General features: G+C 61.4%; 15 protein-coding genes and 1 tRNA gene. 3 read left to right on the top strand and 13 right to left on the bottom strand.

Annotated elements, in window-relative coordinates; all coding sequences use genetic code 11:
- Positions 1–74 precede the first annotated feature (74 nt).
- From RYH74_RS22435 to thrS, 9 genes are all read right to left on the bottom strand, one after another.
- A tRNA-Pro gene (locus tag RYH74_RS22435) sits at positions 75–151 on the bottom strand.
- A 112-nt stretch (positions 152–263) separates the two neighbouring features.
- A complete protein-coding gene (locus RYH74_RS22430) occupies positions 264–620 on the bottom strand; it encodes a MerR family transcriptional regulator (RefSeq protein ID WP_003250681.1) in 357 nt (118 codons plus the stop codon).
- Positions 601–903: an integration host factor subunit alpha gene (ihfA, locus tag RYH74_RS22425; protein WP_003250679.1), complete on the bottom strand. Its 303-nt coding sequence runs from the start codon at positions 901–903 to the stop codon at positions 601–603. The genes RYH74_RS22430 and ihfA overlap by 20 nt, the downstream gene beginning before the upstream one ends.
- A gap of 4 nt (positions 904–907) precedes the next feature.
- Positions 908–3,289, bottom strand: coding sequence for a phenylalanine--tRNA ligase subunit beta (pheT, locus tag RYH74_RS22420; RefSeq protein WP_317410154.1), 2,382 nt, complete (start codon positions 3,287–3,289; stop codon positions 908–910).
- 31 nt (positions 3,290–3,320) lie between these two features.
- Positions 3,321–4,337, bottom strand: a complete 1,017-nt coding sequence (gene pheS / locus RYH74_RS22415) for a phenylalanine--tRNA ligase subunit alpha (protein WP_025338541.1) — start codon at positions 4,335–4,337, stop codon at positions 3,321–3,323.
- A gap of 109 nt (positions 4,338–4,446) precedes the next feature.
- Positions 4,447–4,803, bottom strand: a complete 357-nt coding sequence (gene rplT / locus RYH74_RS22410) for a 50S ribosomal protein L20 (RefSeq protein ID WP_003250671.1) — start codon at positions 4,801–4,803, stop codon at positions 4,447–4,449.
- Positions 4,804–4,830: 27 nt separating this feature from the next.
- A complete protein-coding gene (rpmI, locus tag RYH74_RS22405) occupies positions 4,831–5,025 on the bottom strand; it encodes a 50S ribosomal protein L35 (protein WP_003250667.1) in 195 nt (64 codons plus the stop codon).
- 61 nt (positions 5,026–5,086) lie between these two features.
- Positions 5,087–5,638: a translation initiation factor IF-3 gene (gene infC, locus RYH74_RS22400; RefSeq protein WP_013972005.1), complete on the bottom strand. Its 552-nt coding sequence runs from the start codon at positions 5,636–5,638 to the stop codon at positions 5,087–5,089.
- Positions 5,638–7,560 carry a threonine--tRNA ligase gene (thrS, locus tag RYH74_RS22395; protein WP_013972004.1) on the bottom strand — a complete coding sequence of 641 codons (1,923 nt, stop codon included), beginning with the start codon at positions 7,558–7,560 and terminating at the stop codon, positions 5,638–5,640. Before thrS ends, infC begins: the two co-directional genes overlap by 1 nt.
- Positions 7,561–7,898: 338 nt before the next feature.
- Here thrS and RYH74_RS22390 point away from each other — a divergent pair, with 338 nt between their 5' ends.
- Positions 7,899–8,204, top strand: coding sequence for a hypothetical protein (locus tag RYH74_RS22390; RefSeq protein ID WP_075044741.1), 306 nt, complete (start codon positions 7,899–7,901; stop codon positions 8,202–8,204).
- 162 nt (positions 8,205–8,366) lie between these two features.
- Complete coding sequence (locus RYH74_RS22385) at positions 8,367–8,579, top strand: cold-shock protein (RefSeq protein ID WP_003250656.1); 213 nt, start codon at positions 8,367–8,369, stop codon at positions 8,577–8,579.
- Between the two features lie 222 nt (positions 8,580–8,801).
- Here the strand turns inward: RYH74_RS22385 and RYH74_RS22380 are convergent, their stop codons facing one another.
- On the bottom strand, positions 8,802–9,122 hold the full coding sequence (locus tag RYH74_RS22380) for an I78 family peptidase inhibitor (RefSeq protein ID WP_003260961.1): 321 nt from the start codon (positions 9,120–9,122) through the stop codon (positions 8,802–8,804).
- 276 nt (positions 9,123–9,398) lie between these two features.
- Between RYH74_RS22380 and RYH74_RS22375 the strand changes: the two genes are divergently transcribed.
- Positions 9,399–9,611 carry a hypothetical protein gene (locus tag RYH74_RS22375; RefSeq protein WP_003260960.1) on the top strand — a complete coding sequence of 71 codons (213 nt, stop codon included), beginning with the start codon at positions 9,399–9,401 and terminating at the stop codon, positions 9,609–9,611.
- Here the strand turns inward: RYH74_RS22375 and RYH74_RS22370 are convergent.
- From RYH74_RS22370 to rbsK, 3 genes are all read right to left on the bottom strand, one after another.
- On the bottom strand, positions 9,583–10,584 hold the full coding sequence (locus RYH74_RS22370; protein ID WP_317410153.1) for a nucleoside hydrolase: 1,002 nt from the start codon (positions 10,582–10,584) through the stop codon (positions 9,583–9,585). The genes RYH74_RS22375 and RYH74_RS22370 overlap by 29 nt on opposite strands.
- Before the next feature lie 156 nt (positions 10,585–10,740).
- Positions 10,741–11,139 carry a D-ribose pyranase gene (rbsD, locus tag RYH74_RS22365; protein WP_317410152.1) on the bottom strand — a complete coding sequence of 133 codons (399 nt, stop codon included), beginning with the start codon at positions 11,137–11,139 and terminating at the stop codon, positions 10,741–10,743.
- Complete coding sequence (rbsK, locus tag RYH74_RS22360) at positions 11,136–12,044, bottom strand: ribokinase (RefSeq protein ID WP_075044737.1); 909 nt, start codon at positions 12,042–12,044, stop codon at positions 11,136–11,138. The genes rbsD and rbsK overlap by 4 nt, the downstream gene beginning before the upstream one ends.
- Positions 12,045–12,057 lie beyond the last annotated feature (13 nt).

Raw genomic sequence — 12,057 nt, 5'->3', positions numbered from 1 at the left:
CACCACCTCGAAGACTGCAGCTTCTACCGCGGAAACAAAAAAGCCACCCGAAGGTGGCTTAGTTGTTTAAATAATGGTCGGGACGGAGTGATTCGAACACTCGACCCCTTGCACCCCATGCAAGTGCGCTACCGGGCTGCGCTACGCCCCGACTGGGCTTTGAAGCATGCTCTCAATACTACCGAGAACGTTGAAGAATGTACCCTAACCTCCTGATAAATGAAAGCTTTTTCTCAAAAAATTTCACTCATCAAAAACCCAAGTCACTTCTTCAACACCACCAACACATCCTCCAACTCGACAATCATCTGCCGAATCAGCTGCTTGTACTGGCTAGACTCATCCTTGGCCTCATCACTGGAAAGCCTCAACCGAGCCCCACCAATAGTGAACCCCTGGTCATAAAGCAGCGCACGAATCTGGCGAATCATCAGCACATCCTGCCGCTGATAATACCGCCGGTTCCCGCGCCGCTTCACGGGATTGAGCTGATCGAACTCCTGCTCCCAATACCGCAGCACGTGTGGTTTTACCGCACATAGCTCACTCACTTCACCAATGGTGAAGTACCTTTTGCCCGGTATGGGGGGCAGTTCGTCGTTATGGCTTGGTTCCAGCATAGGCCTCAACCCGGGCCTTCAACTTCTGCCCTGGACGAAAGGTGACGACGCGCCGTGCGGTGATCGGGATTTCTTCCCCTGTCTTGGGGTTGCGGCCCGGCCGCTGGCGTTTGTCGCGAAGGTCGAAGTTGCCGAAACCGGACAGCTTGACCTGCTCGTTCTCTTCAAGTGCGTGCCGAATTTCTTCAAAAAACAGCTCGACCAGCTCCTTGGCCTCACGCTTGTTAAGCCCCAGCTCCTCGTACAGCCTTTCGGCCATCTCAGCTTTCGTCAGAGCACCCATGCCGTTATTTCCTTAACGTGGTGTTCAACCTTTGTTCGAGCGAGGTGAGGATGTTTTGCAGGGTAGTGTTCACCTCATCGTCGTTAAGAGTGCGCGATGGATGCTGCCAGGTCAAGCCGACGGCAAGGCTTTTTCTATCAGGATCAATGCCTTTACCTTGGTAGACATCAAACAGCCTGAGGTCTGTGAGCCATTCGCCTGCATTGTCACGAATTACTTCAAGCACCGAGCTAGAAGCTACATCACGTCCTGCGATCAAAGCCAGGTCACGGCGGGTTTCCGGGAACTTGGACAGCTCGCTGAATTTCGGCAGGCGGCCTTCGACCACGTCGCCCAGCACCAGCTCGAACAGGAACACCGGGCGGTCCAGGTCCAGGGCTTTTGCCAGCTCTGGGTGGATGGCGCCGAGGTAGCCGACCAGCTTGCCGTCACGCTCGATGGCGGCGGTCTGGCCTGGGTGCAGGGCTGGGTGCTTGCCGGCGCTGAAGGTGAAGTCGCTCAGGGCGCCGGAGTAGCCCAGCAGGGCTTCCACGTCGGCCTTCACGTCGAAGAAGTCGACGCCGTCGCGGCCGTTGGCCCAGCCTTCTGGCAGGCGGCTACCGGTTACAACGCCGGCGATCATCGGCTGCTGCTTCAGGTCGCCGAGCTGGCCGACGAAACGCAGGCCGCTTTCGAACAGGCGCACGCGGTCTTGCTGGCGGTTCAGGTTGTGCTGCAGCGCCTTGACCAGGCCCGGCCACAGGGACGCGCGCATGGCGGCCATGTCGCTGGAGATGGGGTTGGCCAGCAGCAGCGGCTCTACGCCCGGGCTGAACAGTTCGAACAGTTTCGGGTCGATGAAGCTGTAGGTGATGGCTTCCTGGTAGCCGCGGGCAACCAGCAGGCGGCGCAGGGTCGGCAGGTCACCGCGGGTTTCCGGCTTGCCCTGGGGGGCCAGACGGGCTTGCGGGTAGCGAACCGGCAGGTTGTTGTAGCCGTACAGGCGGGCCAGCTCTTCGATCAGGTCCACTTCCAGGCTGATGTCGAAGCGGTGGCTTGGGACATTGACGATCCACTGCCCTTCCCCGTTTTTAGTCGTGGTCAGCTCCAGAGCGTTGAGCAGTTGCTCGACCTGGGCTGGGTCCATTTGCATGCCGAGCATCTGGGTGATGCGTTCGGCGCGCAGGGTAACCGGGGCTACTTGCGGCAGGTGCTGTTCGCTGACGGCTTCGACGACCGGGCCGGCTTCGCCGCCGACGATGTCCAGCAGCAGCTGGGTGGCGCGTTCGATGGCTTCGCGGGCCAGCTGCGAGTCTACGCCGCGCTCGTAGCGGTGCGAGGCGTCGGTGTGCAGGCCGTAGGAACGGGCTTTACCGGCGACGGAGATCGGCTCGAAGAAGGCGCTTTCGAGGAACAGGTCGCGGGTTTTTTCGGTGTTCACACCGCTGTGCTCGCCACCCATGACGCCGGCGATGGCCAGGGCGCGGGTGTGGTCGGCGATTACCAGGGTGTCGGCGCGCAGGGCAACTTCCTGGCCGTCGAGCAGGACGAGCTTCTCGCCCTCTTCGGCCATGCGTACGCGGATGCCGCCGTTGATTTCTGCCAGGTCGAAGGCGTGCATCGGCTGGCCGAGTTCGAGCATCACGTAGTTGGTGATGTCGACGGCGGCGTCGATGCTGCGCACGTCGCTGCGGCGCAGGCGTTCGACCATCCACAGCGGGGTCGGCTTGCTCAGGTCGACGTTGCGGATGACGCGGCCCAGGTAACGTGGGCAGGCAGCCGGGGCGCTGACTTCGACCGGGCGCACTTCGTCGTGGGCAGCCGGTACGGCTGGCACTACCGGGCGGGTGACCGGGGTGTCGTACAGGGCGCTGACGTCGCGGGCCAGGCCTGCGATGGACAGGCAGTCGCCGCGGTTGGGGGTGAGGCCGATTTCGATGCTGGCGTCGTCCAGGCTCAGGTACTGGCGAATGTCTTCGCCAACCGGGGCGTCGGCAGCCAGTTCCAGCAGGCCGTCGTTCTCTTCGCTGATCTGCAACTCGGCAGCCGAGCACAGCATGCCGAAGGACTCGACGCCGCGCAGCTTGGCCTTCTTGATCTTGAAGTCGCCTGGCAGTTCGGCGCCGATCATGGCGAACGGGATCTTGATGCCTGGGCGGGCGTTAGGGGCGCCGCACACGACCTGGAAGGTCTCCTGGCCGTTGCTTACCTGGCACACGCGCAGCTTGTCGGCGTCCGGGTGTTGTTCGGTGGCGAGGATTTCGCCCACGACGATGCCGCTGAACTGGCCGGCAGCGGGGGTAACGCTGTCGACTTCGAGGCCGGCCATGGACAGGCGGGCGACCAGTTCGTCACGGGAGACTTGCGGGTTTACCCAACCGCGCAGCCACTGTTCACTGAATTTCATGCTGTTCTCCTAGAATGTGCGTCGATTGGGCCTAGCGGAATTGGGCAAGGAACCGCAGGTCGTTATCGAAGAACAGACGCAAATCGTTGACACCGTAGCGCAGCATGGCCAGGCGCTCGGCGCCCATGCCGAAGGCGAAGCCCTGGAACTCTTCAGGGTCGATGCCGGACATGCGCAGCACGTTCGGGTGCACCATGCCGCAGCCCATCACTTCCAGCCAGCCGGTCTGCTTGCACACGCGGCAGCCGTTGCCGGAACACATCACGCACTGGATGTCGACTTCGGCGGACGGCTCGGTGAAGGGGAAGAACGATGGGCGGAAACGTACCGCCAGTTCTTTTTCGAAGAACACGCGCAGGAATTCTTCGATGGTGCCCTTGAGGTCGGCGAAGTTGATATCGCGATCGATCAGCAGGCCTTCGACCTGGTGGAACATCGGCGAGTGGGTGATATCCGAGTCGCAGCGGTACACGCGGCCCGGGCAGACAATGCGGATTGGCGGCTGGGTGGACTCCATGGTCCGCACCTGCACCGGCGAGGTGTGGGTACGCAGCAGCATGTTGGCATTGAAGTAGAAGGTGTCGTGCATCGCCCGGGCCGGGTGGTGGCCAGGGATGTTGAGCGCTTCGAAGTTGTGGTAGTCGTCTTCCACCTCTGGGCCTTCGGCAATGCCGTAGCCGATGTGGGTGAAGAACTGCTCGATGCGCTCGAGTGTACGGGTGATCGGGTGCAGGCCACCGGTGGCCTGGCCGCGGCCTGGCAGGGTGACGTCAATGCATTCGGCAGCCAGGCGAGCGCTGAGCTCGGCTTCTTCGAAGGCGGCCTTGCGGGCATTGAGCACAACGGTGACGCGCTCTTTGGCGTCGTTGATCAGCGCGCCGACTTTCGGCCGCTCTTCGGCTGGCAGGTTGCCCAGGGTCTTCATCACCTGGGTCAGCTCGCCTTTCTTGCCGAGATAATTCACCCGGATCTGTTCCAGGGTATTGATGTCTTCAGCGCGCTCCACGGCCTCTAGGGCTTGGGAGACCAACGCATCCAGGTTTTCCATGTACAGACTCCAGATACGAAAATAGGGGAAGAGCTTTGAAGGCTCTTCCCCTATCGATGACGTTCAATGCCCGACGGCGCTAGCGCCGCCGGGTGATTGTCGCGGGTACTTAAGCCAGAACGGCTTTAGCTTTCTCGACAATCGCAGCAAACGCCGCTTTTTCGTTCACTGCCAGATCGGCCAGAACCTTACGGTCGATTTCGATCGAAGCCTTTTTCAGGCCAGCAATCAGACGGCTGTAGGACAGACCGTTGGTGCGGGCACCGGCGTTGATACGAGCGATCCACAGTGCGCGGAACTGACGCTTCTTCTGACGACGGTCACGGTAGGCATATTGACCTGCCTTGATGACAGCCTGCTTGGCAACGCGGAATACGCGCGAGCGTGCACCGTAGTAGCCTTTAGCCAGTTTCAGAATTTTCTTGTGACGCTTACGAGCGATGACGCCACGCTTAACACGAGCCATGAGTAACTTCCTCTATCTAAACCAGAATTAACGTACGCGCAGCATGCGCTCGACTTTTGCCACGTCAGACGGGTGCAGCAGGCTGGCACCGCGCAGTTGACGCTTACGCTTGGTCGACATTTTGGTCAGGATGTGGCTCTTGAAAGCGTGCTTGTGCTTGAAGCCGGAAGCGGTCTTCAGGAAGCGCTTCGCAGCACCGCTCTTGGTTTTCATTTTTGGCATGTTGGAACTCCGCATTCGATAAAATTACACAATAATCATCAGGCCTGCCGTGCCCGGGAGATTACTTCTTCTTTTTGGGGGCGATGACCATCATAAGCTGGCGTCCTTCCATCTTCGGATGCTGCTCAACGGAGCCGTATTCGGCGAGGTCGGCTTCGACCCGCTTCAACAGCTCCATGCCCAGCTCCTGGTGGGCCATCTCACGGCCACGGAATCTCAGAGAGATCTTGGCCTTGTCCCCATCGGTAAGGAAACGTACCAGGTTGCGTAGTTTTACCTGGTAATCCCCTTCTTCCGTCCCTGGACGAAACTTGATTTCTTTGATCTGGATCTGCTTCTGGTTTTTCTTGGCTTCGTTGGCCTGCTTCTTCTTCTCGAAGAGGTGCTTGCCGTAGTCCATCACCTTGCAGACGGGCGGTTGCGCGTCTGCAGAGATTTCCACCAGATCCAGCTTCGCTTCATCAGCGATACGAAGCGCTTCATCAATCGAGACGATGCCAATCTGCTCGCCGTCAGCGCCAATTAACCGAACCTCGCGTGCCGAGATATTCTCGTTGATCGGGGCTTTCGGTGCAGTTCGTTTATCGTTTCTCATTTCACGCTTAATAGTCATTACTCCGATTCTAGGCGACCGCGCTGGGCAACAGCGCTGTTGAGCAGCTGCGTGAATTCAGCCACCGGCATGGAGCCGAGGTCTTTGCCTTCACGGGTGCGTACGGCGACGGTCTGCGTTTCGACTTCGCGATCCCCTATAACCAAAAGGTACGGGACCTTGAGCAAAGTATGCTCGCGGATTTTAAAGCCGATCTTCTCATTTCTCAAGTCCGACTTGGCACGGAAACCGCTACCGTTCAGGGTATTTTCCACCTCGAGGGCGAAATCGGCCTGCTTGTCGGTGATGTTCATGATCACGGCCTGGGTGGGTGCCAGCCAGGCCGGGAACACGCCAGCGTAGTGCTCGATCAGCATGCCGATGAAGCGCTCGAACGAACCAAGGATGGCGCGGTGCAGCATGACCGGGCGAACTCGGCTGTTATCTTCGGCGATATAGCTGGCATCCAGGCGTTCCGGCAGGTTCGGGTCGTACTGCAGGGTACCGCACTGCCAGTTACGGCCGAGGCAGTCGCGCAGGGTGAACTCGATCTTCGGGCCGTAGAAGGCGCCCTCGCCCGGCTGGTATTCCCACTCCAGGCCCGATTCGTTCAAGGCGTCGGCCAGTGCGCCTTCGGCACGGTCCCACAGCTCTTCGGAACCCACGCGCTTGGCCGGGCGGGTCGACAGCTTCATGGCGATGTCGGTGAAGCCGAAGTCCTTGTACACGTCCAGGGTCAGCTTGATGAAGTCGGCGGCTTCTTTCTTCACCTGTTCTTCGGTGCAGAAGATGTGCGCGTCGTCCTGCACGAAGCCACGCACGCGCATGATGCCGTGCAGGGCGCCGGACGGCTCGTTACGGTGGCAGGCACCGAACTCGGCCAGGCGCAGCGGCAGGTCGCGGTAGCTCTTCAGGCCCTGGTTGAACACCTGCACGTGGCACGGGCAGTTCATCGGCTTGACCGCGTAGTCACGGCTTTCCGACGAAGTGGTGAACATGTTCTCGGCGTAGTTGGACCAGTGGCCGGAACGCTCCCAGAGAATGCGGTCGACAACCTGCGGGGTCTTGATTTCCTGGTAGCCGTTGACGCGCTGGACCTGGCGCATGTACTGCTCGAGTACCTGGTAAACGGTCCAGCCGTTGGCGTGCCAGAACACCATGCCCGGGGCTTCTTCCTGCAGGTGGAACAGGTCGAGCTGCTTGCCGATCTTGCGGTGGTCGCGTTTTTCGGCTTCTTCGATGCGCTGGATGTACGCAGCCAGCTGCTTCTTGTCGGCCCAGGCGGTGCCGTACACGCGTTGCAGCTGCTCGTTCTTGGCATCACCGCGCCAGTAGGCGCCGGACAGCTTGGTCAGCTTGAATGCCTTGAGGAAGCGGGTGTTCGGCACGTGCGGGCCGCGGCACATGTCGACGTATTCTTCGTGGTAGTACAGGCCCATGGCCTGCTCGTCCGGCATGTCTTCGACCAGGCGCAGCTTGTAGTCTTCGCCACGGGCCTTGAACACGTCGATGACTTCGGCGCGCGGGGTCACCTTCTTGATGACGTCGTAGTCCTTGTCGATCAGCTCCATCATGCGCTTTTCGATGGCGGCCATGTCTTCAGGGGTGAAGGGGCGCTCGTAGGCGATGTCGTAGTAGAAGCCTTCGTCGATGACCGGGCCGATCACCATCTTGGCGGTCGGGTACAGCTGTTTCACCGCGTGGCCGACCAGGTGGGCGCACGAGTGACGGATGATCTCCAGTCCCTCTTCATCTTTAGGGGTGATGATCTGCAGGGTGGCGTCGTTGCTGATCAGGTCGCAGGCGTCGACCAGTTTGCCGTCGACCTTGCCGGCCACGGTGGCCTTGGCCAGGCCGGCGCCGATGGAAGCGGCGACTTCGGCTACGGATACGGCATGATCGAACGAACGTTGACTGCCATCGGGAAGAGTAATAACGGGCATGGCGCCTCCTCTCCTAGTGGTGACCCCTACCAAAGGTCACGTGGGTTGGGATGAGCCAGTACAAGATCCGACCTGCCTTCCCGCAACGGGAAGCCTGCCTCACAGTGGCAGAAGCCTTTCGGCTTGCCAGGGACGAACCAGAGTGACTGGAAAGAAAAAAGATAGCTGCAGGCTGCAAGTTGTCAGCTGCAAGCCGGGCATGCTAGCACGCGGGTTGCATGCCAGGCAGAAATATTTGGAAATTACGCCGCAGCGGTGAACTAACGCGGAAAAATTCCTATCAGACCTTGGGAAGCAACCTACTCTTGATGAGACCTTAACCCAAGGAGTAACTGGTTATGCGAGTTCCGTCTCTTCTGGCCCTGGCGGCTGCTGGGGCCCTGCTGCTGCCCATGGCTGCGAACGCCGGCAACTTCCCGCCCGGAAAGGAGGCTGGCTACATGGCCCAGTGCACGCAGGTGGCCAGCGGCCAGGGCGTTGATGCTGCAACCGCGAAAAAACACTGCGACTGTGGCGCCCAAGCCATCAAAAAGAATTTCACCGACGCGGAGATTGCCGACCTCGACAGCAACGATGGCGTGGACGCCAAGCTGATGCAGAAGGCCCAGACAGTCGTGAAACAGGCCTGCGCACCGAAGAGCTGAAACCTTAAAGCCAGAGCAGACCAGCCATTCTTTGAGCTGGATCAATATCCTGCGAAGGTAAAAGGCGCTAGATGCGCAGAATTAGACTATGATGTGTTCCGTGCTCCGTAGCCTCGGCCGCATTGCACCACTGAAAAAACTAAATGTTCTGGAGATTCACCCATGTCCAATCGCCAACAAGGCACCGTCAAATGGTTCAATGATGAGAAAGGCTACGGCTTCATCACCCCAGCAGGCGGCGGCGACGACCTGTTCGTTCACTTCAAGGCCATCGAATCTGACGGCTTCAAGAGCCTGAAAGAAGGCCAGACTGTTTCCTTCGTCGCCGAGCGCGGCCAGAAGGGCATGCAGGCTGCACAGGTTCGTCCGGAGTAATTCGGATAGCTGTAAAAAAACCCGCCCTTGTGGCGGGTTTTTTTATGGGTGCTGCATGGGCTGAAGGGGTTGGCCCATGCGGGCGCGGCTTTTTTGTGGGAGCGGCCTTGTGTCGCGAAAGGGGCGCGTAGCGGCCCCAGGGTTTCAGCTTCGCAGCATCAATGGCCGGGGCCGCTTTGCGGCCCTTTCGCGACACAAGGCCGCTCCCACAAGGACCGCGTATCAGCCGCAGTTGACGCGAACCACCTTGCCCTGCTCGTCCACATTCAGGTTCAAGCGCTCGGAGCGGTACTCAAGGGTAACCACATCATGCGGCTTGAGAATGCGGGCCATCTGCGAGCCACTGGCCTTGCGCGCCTGCTCCAGCAGCTCGGCGCTGGCTGGCTTGCCAATGGCGAAATCGGCGCCGCTGGCTTCGCAGCGGCCATCGTTGCCTGCCGGCGTGGCTGGTGCAGCGCCACCAGCAGAATTGCCACCAGTGCTGCAACCAGCCAGGACAGCAGCCACCGCCAGGGTTGCCAGGTAAGCACGGGTACGGAACATGAAGCCTCCTAAATCGGTCCGGGAACTGTCTGATCCGACAGTTCCGCTCATCTTTTGTTGCAAAACCGGTCAAGTCTGCCTGAACTCGCCAGCCGAGGCGAAAACGCAATCGTGACCGGATTTTGCACAACCTGCTGCGTTTGCCATATGCTTAAGCCGCAAGGTCACTGACGCAAAGTCATGATTTAGTGCAAGAAGTGGAGCGCACCCCGCCTCCATCGAACACCAGGGTCAGGTGTTCGCCCCTTCGTCCCGGGCCCCAAGCGAGAGCCTTTCATGAGCAGCCACAGCATCGAAGCCGATATCAAGGTCAAATGGGCCGAAGGCCAGAGCGCGTACAGCCCTGGCACGCCGGAGGAGTTGCTGCTGATTGCCATCGACCTGCTGGTGCGCGATCGCGGCGCCGAGGCGGCACGCAGCTTCTTCGACCAGGTGTTCGAGCGCTACGCGCCGCACACGGCTATTCCAATCGCGCCAAACGGGCGCTGAGCAGGTCGAACAGGCCCTGGGCATCGCCCTCCTCCACCCACATCACGTTGGCTGGCTGCTTGAGCACGCCGTACCAGTCGGCAAGGGTCTGGCCGAAGCTGGGGCCTTCGCGGCTGTCGATGCTCATATGGATGCGCCGGCCGCTGAACAGCTCGGGCTTGAGCAGGTAGGCGATGACGCTGGCGTCGTGGACCGGGCCGCCGGGCATGCCGTACAGGTCCATGTCGTGGGTGATGTAGGCGTTGAGGATATCCACCACCCGTTTGCTGGCCTGGTTGTTCACCGCCGCCAGTTGCTTGAGGCGGGCGTCGCTGGTCAGCAGCTTGTGGGTGACGTCCAGCGGCAGGTAGGTCAGTTGCACGCCGCTGGCCAGCACCACTTCGGCGGCATGCGGGTCGGCATAGAGGTTGAATTCCGCCGCTGGGGTGATGTTGCCGCCGTTGAAATGGGCACCGCCCATGACCACCACCTGCTTGATGCCTTTGGCGATGTCCGGGCGCTGGATCAGCGCCAGGGCCAGGTTGGTTTGTGGGCCGAGCATGGCGATGGTGATGCTGTGGGGCTTGGCGGCGCCCAGGGTGTCGACTAGGTATTGCACGGCATTGCCCTTGGCCAGCGGCGCTTTCGGTTCGTGGACCTGGATGCCGGTGAGGCCTTCTTCGCCGTGCACGTCGGCGGCGTAGATCGGCTTGCGCACCAGCGGGCGAGCGGCGCCGGCGTACACGGGGATGTCTTCGCGGCCGGCCCATTCGCGGGCCAGGCGTGCGTTGCGCGAGGTTTTTTCCAGGCGCACGTTGCCGGCCACGGTGGTGATGGCGCGGATGTTGAGCTCGTCGGGCGAGGCCATGGCCAGGAACAGCGCGACCACATCGTCGGCGCCGGGGTCGGTGTCGATGATCAGGTCGATGGGGGCGGCCTGGAGGGTGGTGGCTGCGGCCATGAGGGCGATTCCTTGTAACAAGGGTTTGAGCATGGGTGGCACTCCTGTTGCCTGGGTGGTGGTTTCTGGGGCCGCTTTGCGGCCCAATCGCCGGCAAGCCAGCTCCCACAGGTACTGCACAATGCTTGAGGCCGATGCAGTACCTGTGGGAGCTGGCTTGCCGGCGATTCGGGGGCGCAGCCCCCGCCTTCAGAAAGTCACGCCGGAAATCAGCACGATGTTGCTGTAGGGCTGACACTCGCCAGTGCGCACTACCGCACGGGCACTGCGTGACAATTCCTTGAAATCTTCATGGCTCAGCCATTCGCGCTTGCCCAGCTTGCCCTTCAGCCGCTCGATCTCGACCAGCGCCGGTGGCACCACTTTCTGCATCTCTTCGGCCAGCACGTGGCGCTCTACCTGCAACTCGCTCAGCACAACCCGCAACACGCTGGCGAAATCCGGCAGGCCGGGCGTGACGGCCAGGTCGATCAGTTCGACACCCGGCGGCACCGGCAGCCCGGCATCGCCGATCACCAGGATGTCACCGTGCCCCATGCCGGCGATGGTCCGCGACAGGGCGATGTTCAGCAATGGGGTTTTCTTCATGGCGCAAGCTCCGCCAGGTAGGGAATCGACGGCTGGGCACCGGCGCGGGTAACCGACAGGGCCGCGGCGCGTTGGCCGAAGGCGATGGCTTCGCCCTCCTCCAGGCCGCGCACCAGGCCAGCGGCAAAGCCGCCGATGAAGGTATCGCCGGCGGCCGTGGTGTCCAGCGGCTGCACCAGCGGCGCGGGGAAGTGCTGGTGGCCCTGAGGGGTGACCAGCAAGGCCCCTTGCGCGCCCAGGGTGATGATCACTTTGCCCGCACCCAGTTGCAGCAAGCGCTCGCCGGCGCGCCGAGCACTGTCCAGATCAGCCACCGCCACGCCGGTCAGGGCTTCGGCCTCGCTTTCGTTGGGCGTCAGGTAGTCGATGTGGGCGAACCAGCCCGCCGGCAAGGGGCCGGTCGCCGGCGCCGGGTTCAGGATCACCCGCTTGCCCAGTTCACGCCCCCTGGCCAGGGTCCAGGCCACGGTGTCGGCCGGTACTTCCAGCTGGCAGATGATCACCTCGGCCGCCTGCAGCAGCGCATCGAACCGCTGCACCGACTGCGGCGTCAGCAGGCCGTTGCCACCGGGGATGATGACGATGCAGTTCTGGCTGGCGGCATCCACGGTGATCAGCGCCACACCGCTGGACACGCCCTGGCAGGTGCTGACGCCCTGGCAGTCGATGCCTTCCACATACAAAGCCCGGTGCAGTTGCCGGCCATAATCGTCGTCGCCGACGTTGCCGATCATCGCCACGCTGCCGCCCAGGCGCGCCACGGCCACCGCCTGGTTGGCCCCCTTGCCGCCCGGCACGGTGAAAAAGCTTTCGCCGGGGAGTGTTTCGCCGGCCCGGGGCAGGCGCTGGGCGCGGGCCACCAGGTCCATGTTGAGGCTACCGACTACCACGACCTTGGCACTCATGACATTTCCTTAG

Origin of the sequence: Pseudomonas sp. LSJ-87 (assembly GCF_032971465.1) — a bacterium.
GTDB lineage: Bacteria > Pseudomonadota > Gammaproteobacteria > Pseudomonadales > Pseudomonadaceae > Aquipseudomonas > Aquipseudomonas putida_Z.
This window is presented reverse-complemented; position numbering and strand designations above follow the sequence as displayed.

What these genes read in the sequence shown, in the direction of transcription:
- ihfA (WP_003250679.1), bottom strand. Translation starts at nt 903, where the DNA reads ATGGGTGCTCTGACGAAAGCTGAGATGGCCGAAAGGCTGTACGAGGAG.
- thrS (WP_013972004.1), bottom strand. Translation starts at nt 7,560, where the DNA reads ATGCCCGTTATTACTCTTCCCGATGGCAGTCAACGTTCGTTCGATCAT.
- rbsD (WP_317410152.1), bottom strand. Translation starts at nt 11,139, where the DNA reads ATGAAGAAAACCCCATTGCTGAACATCGCCCTGTCGCGGACCATCGCC.
- rplT (WP_003250671.1), bottom strand. Translation starts at nt 4,803, where the DNA reads ATGGCTCGTGTTAAGCGTGGCGTCATCGCTCGTAAGCGTCACAAGAAA.
- infC (WP_013972005.1), bottom strand. Translation starts at nt 5,638, where the DNA reads ATGACTATTAAGCGTGAAATGAGAAACGATAAACGAACTGCACCGAAA.
- RYH74_RS22430 (WP_003250681.1), bottom strand. Translation starts at nt 620, where the DNA reads ATGCTGGAACCAAGCCATAACGACGAACTGCCCCCCATACCGGGCAAA.
- rbsK (WP_075044737.1), bottom strand. Translation starts at nt 12,044, where the DNA reads ATGAGTGCCAAGGTCGTGGTAGTCGGTAGCCTCAACATGGACCTGGTG.
- RYH74_RS22380 (WP_003260961.1), bottom strand. Translation starts at nt 9,122, where the DNA reads ATGTTCCGTACCCGTGCTTACCTGGCAACCCTGGCGGTGGCTGCTGTC.
- RYH74_RS22385 (WP_003250656.1), top strand. Translation starts at nt 8,367, where the DNA reads ATGTCCAATCGCCAACAAGGCACCGTCAAATGGTTCAATGATGAGAAA.
- pheS (WP_025338541.1), bottom strand. Translation starts at nt 4,337, where the DNA reads ATGGAAAACCTGGATGCGTTGGTCTCCCAAGCCCTAGAGGCCGTGGAG.
- RYH74_RS22390 (WP_075044741.1), top strand. Translation starts at nt 7,899, where the DNA reads ATGCGAGTTCCGTCTCTTCTGGCCCTGGCGGCTGCTGGGGCCCTGCTG.
- RYH74_RS22375 (WP_003260960.1), top strand. Translation starts at nt 9,399, where the DNA reads ATGAGCAGCCACAGCATCGAAGCCGATATCAAGGTCAAATGGGCCGAA.
- rpmI (WP_003250667.1), bottom strand. Translation starts at nt 5,025, where the DNA reads ATGCCAAAAATGAAAACCAAGAGCGGTGCTGCGAAGCGCTTCCTGAAG.
- pheT (WP_317410154.1), bottom strand. Translation starts at nt 3,289, where the DNA reads ATGAAATTCAGTGAACAGTGGCTGCGCGGTTGGGTAAACCCGCAAGTC.
- RYH74_RS22370 (WP_317410153.1), bottom strand. Translation starts at nt 10,584, where the DNA reads ATGCTCAAACCCTTGTTACAAGGAATCGCCCTCATGGCCGCAGCCACC.